This window comes from Acinetobacter sp. AS5 (assembly GCF_048957595.1).
Taxonomy (GTDB): Bacteria; Pseudomonadota; Gammaproteobacteria; order Pseudomonadales; family Moraxellaceae; genus Acinetobacter.
This window is the reverse complement of record NZ_JARDAL010000003.1, coordinates 83,826-100,267: the sequence shown is the minus strand read 5'-3', so window position 1 is coordinate 100,267 and position 16,442 is coordinate 83,826. Positions and strand designations below refer to the sequence as shown.

The following is a 16,442-nucleotide window of genomic DNA, read 5'->3' as shown; positions in this document are numbered from 1 at the left end:
GCTCATGCTTACACCAGAAGAACTGAGTGCCTTAGCGCTTTCAGCCAAAGTAGCGGGCTTTGCCACAGCGGTGTGTCTGCCATTTGCTATCGCCGTAGCATGGTTACTGGCGCGTTATGAATTCAGGGCCAAATTTCTCGTAGAGGCAATATTGCAGATGCCTATGGTGCTACCGCCGGTAGTACTGGGCTATCTTCTGCTCCTGCTATTTGGTCATCAGGGTATGCTGGGGCAATATCTACATAAATGGGGAATTCAGCTGATATTTAACTGGAAAGGTGCGGTACTGGCAGCAATGATTGTGGCATTTCCTTTAATGGTTCAACCAATTCGCTTGTCTTTTCAAATGATCAACCGGCAGTTAGAACAGGTGGCAGGATCTTTGGGCGCCACACCATGGCGGGTATTCTGTAGCATTAGCCTGCCTCTGGCTTTGCCTGGAATTTTAATCGGCAGCATTTTATGTTTCAGCCGCAGTCTGGGAGAATTTGGTGCCACGATTACCTTTGTTGGCAATATTCCAGAAGAAACCCGTACCATTCCCATCGCCATTTATAGCCTGTTACAACAGCCTGATGGAGAAAGTATGGCTATGCGTTTGGTCATTTTATCTCTGATTCTGGCTTTTTCAGCCTTGATTGCAAATTACTGGATCATGCAGAAGTATCAACGTAAATTGGAGGCTTAAGATGCTGAAGTGTGATTTTCAGTTTAATTACGCAAATTTCCAGCTACAGGCCAGTCTGGATATGCAGACACAATTGATTGGTATTGTGGGAGCCTCAGGAAGTGGGAAAAGCACCTTTTTAAAAAATATTGCAGGACTATTAAAACCATCACAAGGCTTTATTCATTTTCAGCAAAAAATATTATTTGATCATCAGCAGAAACTGAATATTCCTGTTCATCAAAGAAAAATTGCCCTGATTTTTCAGCAAGCCCTACTGTTTCCGCATCTGAATGTCGTGCAGAATTTGAAATATGCAGAACAGCTAAATATAAAAAATAAAGGTCTGCAGAAATTTACGTTTGAAGACATTGTGGAGTTACTCGAATTAAAGCCACTACTTCGGCATCGGGCGCATCAGCTTTCTGGTGGACAGGCACAGCGCGTTTCTATCGGTCGTGCACTTTTATCTTCTCCCGACCTATTACTTTTGGATGAGCCTTTAAATGGACTGGATCAAAAGCTGAAAAACCAGATTTTACCTTTTCTGAAAATTGTGATTCATCAAACAGATTTACCCATGATTTATGTGACTCATCATGTAGATGAAGTGGCGTATTTACAGGCACAACTGCTGCATTTTGAAAAGGGAAAAATTATTTGATCCAGCCCTGCACCGATTTAAACCAGCAATGACTCCGGGCAGGTCATCCTATCGCTGTTTTGCTCATAATTTCTCAGAAGATATCTATTTTTCTCTCTATTTTTAAGAAAGAAAAGTCTAAATTTGAAAGTGAAATAAAAATTATTTTATATAAAAGAATAGTTTATTTTATGTTAAAAATAATCTGGCATGACCTATGCATATATCTAATTAAAGTCAAAGAAGACTCTACATTTGTATGACGGCCAATGACGTCCGTTCTGATCGTTACTGATATGCCTTGTGCATCACAGTGACTTAAATACGTTCAGTTCTGGTAAGGAAATGGCTATGTCTTCAAATACAAGTCTCAATAAAGCAACAAAAATAAGTCTATTTAACTTTAGTACTTCAGCGATGCGGGCCTTCCATATGAGTTGGCTCGCTTTTTTTGTCTGTTTCTTTGCGTGGTTTGCCTGTGCACCGTTAATGCCAGTGATTGCCGGTGAATTCAGCCTGACCAAAGAGCAGATCGCCAATATCAATATTGCCGCAGTCGCCATTACAATTCTGGTGCGTCTGATCGTGGGGCCGTTGTGTGATAAATACGGTCCGCGTAAAACCTATACCGCCTTACTGATTATTGGCAGTATTCCGGTGTTTGGTGTGGCGTCGGCCAACAGTTATGAATCTTTCTTGTTTTTCCGTTTATTGATTGGCGCCATCGGTGCCAGCTTCGTGATTACTCAATATCATACCAGTATCATGTTTGCGCCAAATGTGGTGGGAACGGCAAATGCAACTACAGCAGGTTGGGGGAATGCCGGTGGCGGTGCGACTCAAGCCCTGATGCCTTTAATGCTGGCTGCTTTGGTGATGTTCGGTGTAGAACAGGCAATGGGATGGAGAATTGCACTTCTGGTTCCGGGTATTCTGATGATCATTGTCGGTGTACTGTACTGGAAATTCACCCAAGACTGTCCACAAGGCAATTTTAAAGAACTCCGTGCTGAAGGTATTTCTGTTGGTAGCGATAAAAAAGGCGGCCTTGCAATCTTGATGCATGCCGCACGTAACTACCGTGTGTGGATTTTGTTTGGAGCTTATGCAGCCTGTTTTGGTATTGAAATTTTCATCCATAACATTATTGCCTTGTACTTTGTCGACAACTTCCAGTTTGGCCTAAAAGAAGCAGGCATGGCTGCCGGGATTTTTGGTTTACTGGCATTGTTTGCCCGTGCCTTGGGTGGCATTGTTTCAGACAAAGTTGCGATTCAAAAAGGTCTGGATGGTCGAACCAAAGTCCTGTTTGCCTTGATCATGCTGGAAGGTCTGTTTCTTATTCTGTTTTCGCAAATGAATAGTGCAACCTTGGCGATCATGGCAATGACCATCTTTGCCTTGTTTACTCATATGGCATGTGGCGCTACCTATGCACTGGTACCTTTTATCGACCGTGATGCCTTGGGTGGTGTGGCCGGTATTATTGGAGCAGGTGGCAATGTCGGCGCGGTAGCTGCAGGTTTCCTGTTAAAAGGCATGCTGGATATTCAAACCACTTTGATGGTACTGGGTAGCTTGGTGGTGATTGCTGCAAGTTGTGTGTTGATGATCCGCTTCTCTGTCGAACATAAAGAAAAAGAACAGCTGTTATATGAACAGGCAGTAAATGAACGTCATCTGGCGGAAGCACAGCAATAACACTACATTCCTGATTTAAAATGAATGAACAAAAAGGATAGCAATATCCTTTTTGTTGTTTTTGCTAACTCACTAATAAAATGATGAACCCAATATTCAGGATGGGAAAGTATTATTTAAACAGGACAGGAGGATTGAATTCATCGAATAAAAATAAAATTATTTATAGGTTGTAAGTTTAATTTGAGATGAAAAAATTATATATATTTTAATAACGATTTTAAAAAATAAATGAATTTAATGAGTGCAGATAAAATAAAAGCCATTTTCAAAATGGCTTTTATTTTTAGAATGATAAATTAATAGGTTTTGTAAGGTAAAAACTTTCCGGATAATACGACGTTCACCCGATCTCCGTTTGGATTATTCTCACGTTGAATATCCATATTGAAATCAATTGCACTCATAATTCCATCACCAAATTCTTCATGGATCAGTTCTTTAATAGTCATACCATAGACGCTGACAACCTCATACCAGCGATAAATCAGCGGATCTGTCGGCACACTGGTTGGCAGAGAACCTTTATAGGGTACGATTTGCAGCCAGGCGATGGCTTCATCAGTCAATCCAAATATTTCACCAATTTTTTCTGCCTGTTCTTTATTAAAAGCCATCTGACCCAAACATGCGGCTGTCACCCATTCTTTAGAAAGGCCTATTGTTTCAGCGACATCTGCCCATTTGATAGACTTTAAAACTTTCGCTGAAATAATCATGTCTGTCACTTGTTGACGATGGCTAATCATAATCTTCTCCAATAGCTATATTTAAAAAATGACCGCTATAGATAATGCAGAGATTGTGCCAATATAATTATAAGGATGAAATTTTAAAATAATTCATCTGATTTTTATTAGCCATTTAAAATAAATGGCATGCTATTTGCTTTTATCTATATTAAATATGGCAACGGCGCCATGACACAATTGATCTGTTTGAATAATGCAAGGCAAAGACGCCTAGGGTTGAAATAGACCTTAGGCGTTTTTTATTTGCAAACAGGCAAGTAATTTATATAAAGGGGATAAAAATATGGCTTATCTTGCTCCTGCAGAGTTTGCAAAAAAAGTGGTCGATGCTGGTGAGGCAAAACTTCATATGGCCACGCGTGATGTTTTAATTCGTGCGTTTATGGCAGGCGCAATTCTGGCGTTGGCGGCAGTATTTGCCGTGACGATTGCGGTACAAACAGGGGTGCCACTGATCGGGGCGCTGCTATTTCCAGTCGGTTTCTGTATGTTGTATCTATTGGGCTATGACCTGCTGACCGGGGTATTTGTATTGACTCCATTAGCCTGGTTAGACAAACGTCCTGGGGTAACGTGGGCCCGTATTTTAAAAAACTGGGGACTGGTTTTTTTAGGTAACTTTGCCGGATGTTTAACCGTGGCCGTGTTGATGGCCGCGGTCTATACCATGGGTTTCGCCGCTGAACCGAATGCGGTTGGGGTGAAAATTGCCCATATTGGGGAAGACCGGACTTTGGGCTATGCCGAATATGGTTTTGCTGGCTGGATGACAATTTTTATCCGCGGCATGCTATGTAACTGGATGGTATCACTTGGTGTAATTGGCGCCATGATGTCAACCACAGTCAGCGGCAAATTCATCGCGATGTGGATGCCAATCATGCTGTTTTTCGCCATGGGCTTTGAACATTCAGTGGTGAATATGTTCCTGTTCCCATTTGCCATGATGATGGGCGGTGATTTCTCGATTACAGACTATTTCTTGTGGAATGAATTACCGGTGGCACTGGGGAATTTGGTGGGTGGTTTGGCACTGACCGGTCTGGCACTCTATACCACGCATGTACGTACTGGTGATAAAAAAGAATTCTAATCTGAGCGTGATGATTTATGTCTTGAGATTAAAGGGATCGATTCGATCCCTTTTTGAGTATTTAAAATGAATAAAAAATTAAAGATCAGCATTGGGCAATATTCTTCCGCTGGAATCAAAGCCCAGAATCAGGATTTTCATGGGGTCTATATTCCTGAAGGCCACGCGCTTAGCAGTAAGGGAATTGCCTGTGCAATTGCAGACGGGATCAGTAGCAGCAATATCAGTCATATTGCAGCAGAAACTGCAGTCAGCAGTTTTTTATCGGATTATTACTCGACTTCGGATGCATGGAGCACCCAAACTTCAGCGGCACGGGTCATTCGTGCGACCAATTCCTGGCTCTATGCACAAACCCAGCAAAGCCGCGGGCGTTTTGATAAAGACCAGGGTTATGTCTGCACCTTTAGTGCACTGATTTTGAAACAAAATAGGGCACATATCTTTCATGCTGGCGACAGCCGGATTTATCGCATTCAGGCACAAGTCATTGAACAGTTGACGGCTGATCACCGTGTTTGCCTGTCATCAACAGAACATTATTTAAGTCGTGCACTGGGTGCCGACCATCGTATCGATGTCGATTATCAGCAGCTTGAATTATGTGAAGATGATTTCTTTATCTTGATGACAGATGGTGTCTATGAGTTTATTGATATGCAGCTCATATCAGATCTGCTTCAACAGCAACAACATCTGGATATCATTGCCAAGTCTATAGTCGAACTAGCCTTAAAGCGGGGTAGTGATGACAATCTCACCATTCAAATCATCAAAGTGGAACAGTTGCCTGATGAGGAATCCTTTCATATCAAGAGCCATGTTTTATTTCCACACCAGTTGAGTCATGGTGATCTGTTTGAAGGTTATCGAATTGATAAAATTCTGCACCAAAATCATCGCAGCAGCCTCTATTTGGCGCATGATGAAGCGACACAAAATCAGCTGGTCATTAAAACCTTGTCTGTCGATGTGCAGGATGACCTGCAAGCGATGGAACAATTTCAGCTGGAAGACTGGGTATCGAAACGCTTAAAACATGAAAATCTGCTGCAATGCTATCCACATAAGGGCAGCAAGAAGTTTTTATTTCAAAGTTATGAATATTTACAAGGGGAAAGCCTAAACCGATGGCTGCACCGTCATAAAACTGCTTTAACTTTACAGCAGTTGCTTCCGATCATTGAGCAGGTGGCCAAGGCACTGAATGCCATGCACCGTCTTGAAATGCTGCACCAGGATGTACGACCAGAAAATGTCATGCTGCTCGAACCAGCCGATACCTTGAAAGTGAAACTGATTGATTATGGATCGACTGCGGTCAGAGGTCTGGTTGAACTGAATCCCAAACATGCAGATGTTCCTTTGGGAACCTTGGCCTTTATGGCACCTGAATATTTTATTGGATGCTCCCCATCAGTAAAATCAGATCAGTTCTCGCTGGCGGTGATGAGTTATTATTTATTGACCCGACAATTACCTTATGGGACAGACCTTGCGCGCTGTAAGACCGAAAAGGACTTAAAACAGGTTCGATATCATCCACTCTATGAGTATCGACCGGATCTGCCGCATGGCTTGGACGCCATCTTTAAAAAAGCGCTTTCCATTCGCCCGGAGCAGCGCTATGAAGCACTTTCAGCCTTTATATATGATCTGAAACACCCAGATCTCAAATTTAAAAAATCAGTTTCACGTCCTATGCTTGAAAAGCATCCAGTCACTTTCTGGAAATCCTGCACAGCGATTCTGTTTTTGTTATTGCTCTGGGTATTTGCACTATATTTTAGCCAATGAAAATAATCCAAATAAGCTGTTGAACGATTTTTTTGATTTAAATAAAAAATCAATAGTGATTTAAGCTGAGATGTAGTCAAAATATCTATTTATTCTTATTGCAGATTTTTATATTTTTACGATGATTGACTTTGTATTTTCGAAGATTATCCCTATAAAATAGAAAGTGCAGTCAAAAAACTAAATAAGCATAAAAACATTGGAATAATAATTGCTTATTTTTAATACCATTAGAATAAAAAGGCAGATGAGACATGAAAAATCAATTTTTTAAGCTGATTTTAATCTTGGGCAGCAGCATGGTGATGAGCCAAACAAGTCTCGCCGGAGATGGTGGCTTGCGTTTTGCTGAGAAAAATCAGGAAATAGCGGCACAAATTCAGGCCAAGAAAAAAACGGCAGAAACACAGGCGCAGCCCCTACAAGCAAAAGCCTCTACAGAAGCGAAATAGTAAAACAGCACTCATCCAAGAAGGTGAGCTGTTCAGGTTAGATCAGATGTATAAGATGTTGTGATGCGAAAACTAGTCCCTAACTTTTTAATACTGAAAAAAAACTCCCCATCCATTTTTAAGAACGGGGAGTTTTTGTATTTTTGAATCCTTGAAAAATTTATTGATTCTGTTCTTCGTCCTGTCTTTCCTGACGCAGTTGATCACGTTGTCGCTGTGGATCATGAAGACCTAATTGACCTCGCTGGATCTCGCGATCCTGTTTTTCTTGCGGATCAAGTTGCTCTTCAGTGAGTTCATCATCATTTCGGTCGGTTGGATTGGACATAGTCTTTCATCCTCTAAAATATTTTCTACTTTTTATTGTATGAATTGAGCAAAATTATTCTGTGACTTTTATACCGAAGTTAGTTTTCTATCTTGTTGCTGCTGTAAATTTAAGCGCTATTTTATAGACAAATTTAATAAAATTAATTTAATCAATAAAATTAAATTAATAAAAATTAAGGGAATAGCAATTCAAACCTACAAACCCAATAGGTGAATATATCTCATTATTATGATTTAAAAATGAGAAAAACTAAATAAAATAAGAGAAATGGGTTATGCTTAAGACAAATTAAGTGTCATCCGTCTTTTGAAATTTCCGGTATTTTCCATGATAGAACTCCGCCATTTAAGAACTTTAACTGCTCTGCGGGAGCATGGTTCTCTGGTTGCAGCAGCAAGTGATTTATGTTTAACCCCATCAGCCTTGTCACATCAGCTACGTGAACTCGACCAATGGTTCGGGGTTGAAGTAGTGAATCGGCGTAGTCGTCCCGTAAGTTTTTCAAATGTTGGGGAGCGGTTGTTAAAACTGTCAGATGAAATATTACCGCAAGTTCAAATTGCACAGAGCGATATCAGCCGTATTGTGCATGGCCAGACCGGACGAATAGTTTTCTCCTCTGAATGTCATAGCTGTTTTGACTGGTTGATGCCACTACTCAATCAATACCGGATGCAATATCCGGATGTAGACCTGGACTTTGCTTCAGGTTTTGAATCGAATCCGCATGAATTATTACAAACCGGAGAGTTTGATCTACTGATTACGGCTGATCCAATTGCGCTTAAAGGCATTGAATATTTCCCGATTTTCGAATACGAATCACGCTTGGTTTTATCCAATACCCATCCACTGGTACGTGCGAAAGAGATTACTGTTCAGGAGCTTGCTGAAGAAACGCTGGTAACTTATCCGGTGGATAAACACCGTTTGGACATTATGTCGCGTCTGTTTATTCCCGCTAATATTCTACCAAAAGACATTCGCACCACAGATTTGACCCAAATGCTGATTCAGCTGGTGGCAAGTGGTCGCGGGATTGGTGCATTACCTGATTGGGTGGTAAATGAATATGAGCAGAAAGGCTGGGTCACTTCACGCCGCCTCTACTGTGTGGCACCTGAAGGATTACGTCGAACTTTATACGCCGGCTATCGCACAGAAGAAAAGCAGAAAGATTATTTTGAAGGCTTCTTGAAACAGCTGGATCGGTTTTCCAAGAAAAGACAGGTCTATTACAGCTAATTTGCGAATAGTTAAATATATTTAGTCCGTTATTTTTAAAAATCCTGCATCGTCAGGATTTTTAAGAATAGACTTTTTTCTCTCAAGAATTTCAATTTTTCTATAAGATGATGAGGTTACTTTTGTCTACTTCGAGTCAGAAAATATACAACTTCTGTCAACTTTAGAAATTAAAGAACTGGTTTGGTCGATTATAAATTTTTCTAATTATCACATTTTGCCAAGTAGAAATACATCTGTGTAGAATTAAATTGCATATTATTAAATATCAAATACTTAAAAATTAAGTTCTTGGAACTTGTGAGGATGTGGTTCTGATCTTGCAAGTTGATTTTTAATAAAAAGATTAAATAAAATGAAAGAACATACGCTGATCAGTCAATTTTTTGGCACAAAATAACTCCTGAAAATAACAATGTTGATCTATGCTACAGCATAAATTTTAAACTGATTTCCTCTCATAAAACGGAATCACTTATACAGGACTGTATAAAATCGCCATGCACATGACAAAAATTCCTCTCAAGAAAAGCCCGCTGAGCCTCATGATTCTGTCGATTGTCTCAGGTCATCTTTATGCTGAAACTGCCGTAGAACCGGGCAACGTTCAACAGCTGAATACCATTGTGATCAGCGCTGAGCAAAATGCCAATCCGCAGCAGCAATATCAGAAAGAGCTGGCTCAGGTTTCAGGAGGAACGAATTTTATTGGCGAGCAGCAGTTAGAACAGCAACGACTTGCGACCACAGCCGATGTGTTCCGTTTACAGCCAGGAATTTATGCCCAGTCTGCAGGAAATGAAGGTGCAAAAGTCTCAATCCGTGGTTCAGGAATCAACCGGACTTCAGGTGCACACGCATCCGGTACGCACGTCCTGATTGACGATATTCCATTTACCGGACCGGGCGGCACAGCGTATGAACTGCTAGAACCCTGGTGGATTGATCATGTCGGGGTTTATCGCGGAGCCAATGGCTTTAAGCAAGGCGGACTGGCCTTAGGTGGAACAATCAACTATAGAACCAAGGCCGGCGCAGATCAGGATGGCTCTGAACTCAAATATGAAATGGGCAGCCATGGTTATCAGAAATATCAGTTTAGTACCGGCCGAAAGCTGGATCAGATGGATTATTATTTGGCGCTGACGGGTACCCAGTTCGATGGGATTCAGGATCATGCTGAAGGCGATGGCAAAGGTCTGGCTTTTAATTTGGGCTATCAAATTAGTCCGGATATCGAAACCCGTTTTTATGCCCGTTACCGTGAGAGCAAGCATTTAACTCCAGGTCGTATTACGCAAGAACAGCTCAAAAATGATCCTGAAGCAGCGAATAGCTTTAATTTAGCGGTAGATGCCAAACGGATTCAGCCAGGCAGTACCTGGTTGGCCAATACTACGACCTGGAATTTACAGGATGATGCTAAACTGACCGGCAGTCTGGCTTATCATCATTATCCGCTGGATTTACGTGAAAGCAGTTATCGTACCAATGTCGATTATGAAGATATTACAGCGCGCTTCCAGTATGAAAAACCTTACCAGTTTCTAGGTCTGGAGCATCAGGGGCGTATTGCCTTGCGCAGCACGACTCATCGTCCGGACAGTGGTGTAACGGAAACCATCCGACGTGATACGACTATTGATGGAACTTTGTATCCGGCAGATACCGTTACCCGCCGTTATACCTATCGCGGTTCAGACAACGTCCTGCAATTTGATCAGGAAACCACATTAAATGATCAGTTCAAATTAGATTTGGGACTGGCAGCGGTGTATACCCATCGGGAAAGTGAAGTAACTTATCCTGTGGCGAGTCCTGAAGTCAGCCGTTATGAATGGAATTTTGCACCACGACTTGGTTTGACCTATCAGCCGAATGAGTCTGTGCAATGGTTTGCCAATTTAAGCCGCAGCATTGAGCCAGCACATCCTTGGGCGATGGCTTGGTCTTCACCGTATTATTTTGACAGTGGTGTCGCTTCAGGCCGGGTGCGCGCGCCCATCTATTTGGACACGCAAACCGCCAATAGCTTTGAACTGGGTGGACGTGGACAATCAGTCTTTGGAGACTGGGCACTGAGCTACTATTATTCCAAAGTGAAAAATGAACTGTTAACCTCTGAAATGATTAAAACCTATGAAGATGGATCGAATCGACCTTCAGAGCCCATTGCTGTTGAATCAAATGCCACGCCAACGATTCATCAAGGGGTGGAGCTAAGTCTGGATACGCCATTGCATGAATCCGAATATGGCGAACTGCGTCTGCAACAGGCTTATACCCTTAGCGATTTTCAGTACAAAAATGATCCATTGTTTGGCAAAAACCAGTTACCGGGAATCCCTAAACATCTTTATCAGGCTCAACTGAGTTATGCCTTGAATAATGGCCTCTATATTGGTCTGAATACTGAATATGTATCCAAAATGGCGCATGATTATGCCAATAGCCGATTTAGTGACGACTATCAGATCTGGGGCATTGACCTGGGTTATGCGCCAGAGCATCAATCATGGAAAACCTGGATCAACTTTAAAAATATCACCGATGAAAAATATGCTGCGGTCGTGATTCCTGGTTTAAATGATCAAGGTGCTGATGTAACGCGATCTTCGCCAGGTGAAGGTTTTTCTACTTATGCCGGTGTGTCATTTAAATTTTAATTATTTAAAATCAAAAAAAGAGCGGTAAAAACCGCTCTTTTTATTTATTGATAGAAAGGATTTATCAGGTTTCCAAAATTCCGGTAACGCCTGTCACAATCATATCAATGGCAATCGTACCAATCAGAAGCGCTGCAACACGACCGACAATATCGACATACAGGTCAATGTAGTTGGAATATTTATGCTGTAAATGATCATGCAGGTATTTCATCAGAATTAGCAAGCTACAGGTCAGAAACAGGGTAAAGAAGATCACCAGAATGGTTTGCATTAAACTGAGCTGAATCCCGGTAATCACGGAAGCCGAAATGGTGCCGGGACCGATCATAAACGGCATGGCAATCGTACCCGCCAGATGACTGGGCGCTCCACGCATCACACCAATCGTATCAGCACCTTCAAAGACATAACGATAGCCGATCACCAAAAAGATAATACCGCCAAAAATCTGGAAGGACTCAAACCGTACATGCAAGACTTCATTAAAGAAGGCTTCACCGGTTTTTGCAAAAATGATGAACACAATAAAGCTGATCAGACTGCCCTGAATCAATGCCATGTTGAATACTTTTGCGTCGGAATTACGGATAATTCCGAGCATATAAATACTCATCAGAAAAGGGTTGAGCAGGGAGAAAAACAGGGCAAATGCATTCAAACTTTCTGACATCATTCAGTCCTTCCGTAGTTGAGATATCCTAGATTTCACGGTCCGGGAACAGCGGACGTTTACCTGGGCTGATCCGGTTAATATGCAGATACATCATATGGCGTTCATATTTATCCAGGATGTCATTGATCACCTGTTCCTTACTGTAACCGACCAGATCGTTTCCCTGAGAGCCTTCAAACAGATAACTTTCCAGACGATAGTAATAACGTTTGGTTCGTTTACCACGTGAACTGAAATTTGGCGTGTCATAGCGTACCGGCCATATTTCGTAGACAAAGTTTTCTTCTTCATCGAGCTGAATGGTCAGATCCAGATGATACAGTTCAGGTTCTTCCTCCAGCGATTTTTCCTGAATATTGACTTGAATACCTTTGTCAATTAACTCGGTTGCAACGGCCTCAATGGCTGGTTTGCAAACATTGTCCAGCATGGTCCGCGTCTGGGACAGGCTTGGATGCAGCATGACCCGGCTCAGACGCTTCTTCCAGTTCAAAATATCCACATTACCGACCACAGGTGCCGCATTCAGGCTGGTGCTTGCCTGACGAAAATCCTCCAGACGCAAGGACTTATAGAGTCCCGCCATCACAAAGAAAATGACAAAACTAAAAGGCAGACCCATAATAATTGTGGTGTTCTGTAATGCTGTCACGCCATTCGCCATGAGCATTGCCAAAGTCAGCAAACCGATGGCAATGGCCCAGAACACACTGAGCCAGCGCGGTGAATCATGCTCAATATTAGTGAATTTGGTCGTGAAATTTCCCAATACCAATGCCCCTGAATCCGCTGAGGTCACATAGAACAGCAAGCCGGTAATAGTGGCGACACCTGCGAGAAATGTGAAACCTGGATACTGTGCCAGCAGATCATAAAAACCATGGGCTGGATTTTCTAAAACAGTTGTCGCAAGCTGAGTATTACCATCAAAAATCACACTGTATAAAGCACTGTTACCGAAAATAGACAACCAAGTGAGGGTAAATAACAGAGGAATAACCAAAGTCCCGGTGACAAATTCACGAATAGTACGACCACGGGAAATACGTGCCAGGAACAGACCGACAAAAGGTGACCAGGCAATCCACCATGCCCAGAAGAACAGGGTCCAGCTATTCATCCATTCTTTAGGCTGCTCAAAAGGAAAACTGCTTAAAGAGAGTTTCGGGAACTGGCTGAGATAATCACCAAAATTCTGAATTAGAGCCGCTAATAAAAACTCTGTATTTCCCATAAAGAGAATAAAGAGCAGCAACCCGATTGATACATAGATATTAATTTCAGACAGAACCCGAATACCTTTATTGACACCCGCAGTCACGGAAATAATAGTAATAATTACTGCAACACCAATTAATGCAGTTTGAATCCAGATATTTTCCGGCAAGCCAAACAGGACATGCAGACCGTAATTTAGCTGAACCACACCGATACCGCAGGTGGTGGCAATACCAAAAATCGTACCCAGTACTGCAGCGGTATCTACCGTATGGCCAATCGGGCCATTAATTCTTTTTCCAAAAATAGGATAAAGCGCAGAGCGAATTGTCAGTGGTAAATTATAGCGATAACTGAAATATCCCAACGCAACCCCAATCAGCGCGTACATGCTCCAGCCGGTCAGACCATAGTGAAACAGGGTCCAGACCATAGACTGACGCGCGGCTTCAAAGGTTTCAGCTTCACCGACTGGAGGACTCATATAATGAGACAAGGGTTCAGCGACCGAGAAGAACATCAAGTCAATCCCGATCCCGGCTGAGAACAACATGGCCGACCAGCTCAGCAGGCTGAATTCGGGTTTAGAATGTTTGGGACCAAGCTTGATTTCGCCATAACGTGAGCAGGCGATAAAGACAATAAAAACCAGATACAGCGTTGCCGCCAGTAGGTAATACCAGCTAAAGGTACGACTGACCCAGTTTAAAATATTAATAATGACTAGATTGGCTTGTTCATTAAATAAAATCGTGATGATAGAAAACAGCAGAATAAGCGTCGCCGAACAATAAAAGACTACCTTATTCAGACTATCTTGCACCTCTTCGTTTTTCTTTTGCATAAATCTCTGACCATCGTTTTTGTTGCCGGATGATCTACAGTGCAGTGTGATTTAAAAGCAAAAGCCTGCGGTAAAGCTTCCTTGTTTTCGTGAATTACAAACTTTTGCAAATCCAAAACAAACTGCGCTGTACATCAAGGGTGAGCTGGCACTATAATTTTTATTAATTGAACGTTCAATTAAAAAAGCGTTTATGAATTGTTACATCATTCAGCTATTTGCTTTAGCAGAGTGATTTTTTATTGTTACATCCGTTATTCAGGTTAGTCCTATGCCCAAAGTTGGTATGCAACCGATCCGTCGTCAGCAACTGATCGATGCCACCTTAGCTGCAGTGAATGAGCTAGGTTTTGCAGAAGCTTCAATTAGTCAGATTGCCCAGAGAGCAGGTGTCTCAACCGGCATCATAAGTCATTACTTTCGAGGTAAAAATGGCTTGATTGAAGCCACAATGCGTTACTTATTGCAGCAATTGGGTAAATCTGTTGCACAGATAAAGATACAGGTTGATGACTTACCGGAGCAGCGCTTACTGGCGATCGTACGTGGTAATTTTGCTGCTCCACAAACCGACAAGGCGGCCATGAAAGTCTGGTTGGCGTTCTGGGCTAGCAGTTTGCATCAACCTGAGTTACATCGGTTACAGCAGATCAATCATTACCGCTTACATTCCAACCTTAAATATGAATTCATGAAAAAGTTGAATAAAGACCAGGCAGAGAAAGCCGCTCAAGGTTTGGCAGCATTGATTGATGGATTCTGGTTAAGAGGTGCTTTGGTAAATGGCGAAATTGACCCAGAACTGCCGATTGAACTGTGTAGTGAATATATCCGGCAACAACTCAAATAACCCACCTGCGAGGAAATTCCATTGACAACATTCAAACTGCAACGTCCTTATATTCATGGACAATATGTCGATGCAACGTCCAATAGCACGTTTCAAACGATTAATCCTGCAACAGGCGAAATTCTGGCAGACGTGCAGGTATGTACGCGAAAAGATATCGATCGCGCTGTTGAATCGGCACAACAAGGACAAAAAGTCTGGGCAGAAATGACGGCGATTCAACGTTCCCGTATTTTGAACAAGGCTGTTGCCATCCTCCGTGAACGTAATGACGAGCTGGCGCGTTTAGAAAGTCTCGACAGTGGTAAAGCCTTTAGTGAAACATCCACCGTCGATATTGCGACAGGTGCAGATGTACTCGAATACTATGCAGGTATTTTACCAGCATTAGAAGGCCAGCAAATCCCGCTCAGAAGCAGTTCGTTTGTCTATACCCGCCGTGAACCTTTAGGTGTGGTTGCCGGGATTGGTGCATGGAATTACCCGATTCAAATCGCCTTATGGAAATCGGCACCTGCACTGGCTGCAGGCAATGCCATGATCTTTAAAGCCAGTGAAGTGACGCCATTAACTGCGCTAAAACTGGCAGAAATTTATACAGAAGCAGGTGTGCCGCATGGTGTATTTAATGTGGTGACCGGTAGTGGTGAAATTGGTGGTTATCTGACTTCACATCCGGACATAGCCAAAGTTTCATTTACCGGTGGTGTCGCGACCGGCAAAAAAGTCATGGCCCAAGCTGCGAATTCCAGTCTGAAAGAAGTCACCATGGAGCTGGGTGGAAAATCCCCGCTGATTATCTGTGAAGATGCCGATCTGGATCTGGCGGCAGATATTGCCATGATGGCTAACTTCTATAGTTCCGGTCAGGTCTGTACCAATGGTACCCGTGTATTTGTACCTTTAGCCTTGAAAGCCGAATTCGAAGAAAAGATTCTGCAGCGTATTCCTTATATCCGTATGGGAGATCCACTTGATCCTGAGACCAATTTTGGTCCAGTGTCCAGCTTCTCTCATATGGAAAAAGTGCTGGATTATATCGAACAGGGCAAAAAAGAAGGCGCTCGTTTACTTTGTGGTGGTGGCCGTGCCGAAGATGAGCAATTTGCCCAAGGCGCTTATGTGCTACCAACGGTATTTACCGATTGCCGTGACGACATGACGATTGTCCGTGACGAAATATTTGGTCCGGTCATGAGTATTCTAAGTTATGACTCAGAAGAAGAGGCGATTCGTCGAGCCAATGACACCGAGTATGGTCTGGCAGCTGGTGTCGTGACACCGAATCTGGCACGTGCGCATCGTATTATTCATCAAATCGAAGCCGGCATTTGCTGGATTAATACTTGGGGCGAATCACCGGCAGAAATGCCAGTTGGTGGCTATAAACATTCAGGTGTTGGTCGCGAAAATGGTATTGTCACGCTACAGCAATATACCCAGACCAAGTCAGTGCAAGTTGAACTTAGCCCTTTCCAATCTGTATTTAGCGCATAAGGGAGGATTG

At 42.5% G+C, this 16,442-nt stretch carries 14 protein-coding genes; 10 read left to right on the top strand and 4 right to left on the bottom strand.

Going from position 1 to position 16,442, the window contains the following annotated elements:
- The first annotated feature begins 4 nt into the window (after nt 1–4).
- From modB to PV763_RS02335, 3 genes are all read left to right on the top strand, one after another.
- Complete coding sequence (modB, locus tag PV763_RS02345) at nt 5–688, top strand: molybdate ABC transporter permease subunit (RefSeq protein WP_005100280.1); 684 nt, start codon at nt 5–7, stop codon at nt 686–688.
- A 1-nt stretch (nt 689) separates the two neighbouring features.
- Nucleotides 690–1,331, top strand: a complete 642-nt coding sequence (locus tag PV763_RS02340; RefSeq protein WP_121979910.1) for an ATP-binding cassette domain-containing protein — start codon at nt 690–692, stop codon at nt 1,329–1,331.
- A 330-nt stretch (nt 1,332–1,661) separates the two neighbouring features.
- Nucleotides 1,662–3,011 carry an MFS transporter gene (locus PV763_RS02335; RefSeq protein ID WP_121979909.1) on the top strand — a complete coding sequence of 450 codons (1,350 nt, stop codon included), beginning with the start codon at nt 1,662–1,664 and terminating at the stop codon, nt 3,009–3,011.
- 299 nt (nt 3,012–3,310) lie between these two features.
- On the opposite strand, the gene cynS is transcribed toward PV763_RS02335, so the two are convergent.
- A complete protein-coding gene (gene cynS / locus PV763_RS02330) occupies nt 3,311–3,760 on the bottom strand; it encodes a cyanase (protein ID WP_004280338.1) in 450 nt (149 codons plus the stop codon).
- Nucleotides 3,761–4,046: 286 nt separating this feature from the next.
- Between cynS and PV763_RS02325 the strand changes: the two genes are divergently transcribed.
- The 3 genes from PV763_RS02325 to PV763_RS02315 all read left to right on the top strand — a co-directional run bounded on the left by PV763_RS02325 (nt 4,047) and on the right by PV763_RS02315 (nt 7,105).
- A complete protein-coding gene (locus PV763_RS02325; RefSeq protein ID WP_004280337.1) occupies nt 4,047–4,856 on the top strand; it encodes a formate/nitrite transporter family protein in 810 nt (269 codons plus the stop codon).
- Between the two features lie 66 nt (nt 4,857–4,922).
- On the top strand, nt 4,923–6,653 hold the full coding sequence (locus PV763_RS02320) for a protein kinase domain-containing protein (protein WP_420937306.1): 1,731 nt from the start codon (nt 4,923–4,925) through the stop codon (nt 6,651–6,653).
- A gap of 254 nt (nt 6,654–6,907) precedes the next feature.
- Nucleotides 6,908–7,105, top strand: a complete 198-nt coding sequence (locus PV763_RS02315) for a hypothetical protein (RefSeq protein ID WP_005100292.1) — start codon at nt 6,908–6,910, stop codon at nt 7,103–7,105.
- A gap of 160 nt (nt 7,106–7,265) precedes the next feature.
- On the opposite strand, the gene PV763_RS02310 is transcribed toward PV763_RS02315, so the two are convergent.
- On the bottom strand, nt 7,266–7,433 hold the full coding sequence (locus PV763_RS02310; protein ID WP_005100295.1) for a hypothetical protein: 168 nt from the start codon (nt 7,431–7,433) through the stop codon (nt 7,266–7,268).
- A gap of 330 nt (nt 7,434–7,763) precedes the next feature.
- Between PV763_RS02310 and PV763_RS02305 the strand changes: the two genes are divergently transcribed.
- Together PV763_RS02305 and PV763_RS02300 are read left to right on the top strand one after the other, a co-directional pair.
- Complete coding sequence (locus tag PV763_RS02305) at nt 7,764–8,681, top strand: LysR family transcriptional regulator (RefSeq protein ID WP_420937305.1); 918 nt, start codon at nt 7,764–7,766, stop codon at nt 8,679–8,681.
- Nucleotides 8,682–9,181: 500 nt separating this feature from the next.
- Entirely contained in the window at nt 9,182–11,347 is a 2,166-nt protein-coding gene (locus tag PV763_RS02300; protein WP_420937304.1) for a TonB-dependent receptor family protein, read from the top strand.
- A gap of 64 nt (nt 11,348–11,411) precedes the next feature.
- Here the strand turns inward: PV763_RS02300 and PV763_RS02295 are convergent, their stop codons facing one another.
- Together PV763_RS02295 and PV763_RS02290 are read right to left on the bottom strand one after the other, a co-directional pair.
- A complete protein-coding gene (locus PV763_RS02295) occupies nt 11,412–12,020 on the bottom strand; it encodes a MarC family protein (protein ID WP_004646981.1) in 609 nt (202 codons plus the stop codon).
- A gap of 28 nt (nt 12,021–12,048) precedes the next feature.
- Nucleotides 12,049–14,085, bottom strand: coding sequence for a choline transporter (locus PV763_RS02290; RefSeq protein ID WP_262737487.1), 2,037 nt, complete (start codon nt 14,083–14,085; stop codon nt 12,049–12,051).
- A gap of 271 nt (nt 14,086–14,356) precedes the next feature.
- On the opposite strand from PV763_RS02290, the gene betI reads away from it, so the two are divergent.
- Nucleotides 14,357–14,935, top strand: a complete 579-nt coding sequence (gene betI / locus PV763_RS02285; RefSeq protein ID WP_005266375.1) for a transcriptional regulator BetI — start codon at nt 14,357–14,359, stop codon at nt 14,933–14,935.
- A 21-nt stretch (nt 14,936–14,956) separates the two neighbouring features.
- On the top strand, nt 14,957–16,432 hold the full coding sequence (gene betB / locus PV763_RS02280; protein WP_420937303.1) for a betaine-aldehyde dehydrogenase: 1,476 nt from the start codon (nt 14,957–14,959) through the stop codon (nt 16,430–16,432).
- The last annotated feature ends 10 nt before the right edge of the window (nt 16,433–16,442 follow it).

Excerpts from the sequence above, each read along its gene's own strand:
- modB (WP_005100280.1), top strand. The coding sequence starts at position 5 with ATGCTTACACCAGAAGAACTGAGTGCCTTAGCGCTTTCAGCCAAAGTA.
- PV763_RS02340 (WP_121979910.1), top strand. The coding sequence starts at position 690 with ATGCTGAAGTGTGATTTTCAGTTTAATTACGCAAATTTCCAGCTACAG.
- PV763_RS02335 (WP_121979909.1), top strand. The coding sequence starts at position 1,662 with ATGTCTTCAAATACAAGTCTCAATAAAGCAACAAAAATAAGTCTATTT.
- cynS (WP_004280338.1), bottom strand. The coding sequence starts at position 3,760 with ATGATTAGCCATCGTCAACAAGTGACAGACATGATTATTTCAGCGAAA.
- PV763_RS02325 (WP_004280337.1), top strand. The coding sequence starts at position 4,047 with ATGGCTTATCTTGCTCCTGCAGAGTTTGCAAAAAAAGTGGTCGATGCT.
- PV763_RS02320 (WP_420937306.1), top strand. The coding sequence starts at position 4,923 with ATGAATAAAAAATTAAAGATCAGCATTGGGCAATATTCTTCCGCTGGA.
- PV763_RS02315 (WP_005100292.1), top strand. The coding sequence starts at position 6,908 with ATGAAAAATCAATTTTTTAAGCTGATTTTAATCTTGGGCAGCAGCATG.
- PV763_RS02310 (WP_005100295.1), bottom strand. The coding sequence starts at position 7,433 with ATGTCCAATCCAACCGACCGAAATGATGATGAACTCACTGAAGAGCAA.
- PV763_RS02305 (WP_420937305.1), top strand. The coding sequence starts at position 7,764 with ATGATAGAACTCCGCCATTTAAGAACTTTAACTGCTCTGCGGGAGCAT.
- PV763_RS02300 (WP_420937304.1), top strand. The coding sequence starts at position 9,182 with ATGCACATGACAAAAATTCCTCTCAAGAAAAGCCCGCTGAGCCTCATG.
- PV763_RS02295 (WP_004646981.1), bottom strand. The coding sequence starts at position 12,020 with ATGTCAGAAAGTTTGAATGCATTTGCCCTGTTTTTCTCCCTGCTCAAC.
- PV763_RS02290 (WP_262737487.1), bottom strand. The coding sequence starts at position 14,085 with ATGCAAAAGAAAAACGAAGAGGTGCAAGATAGTCTGAATAAGGTAGTC.
- betI (WP_005266375.1), top strand. The coding sequence starts at position 14,357 with ATGCCCAAAGTTGGTATGCAACCGATCCGTCGTCAGCAACTGATCGAT.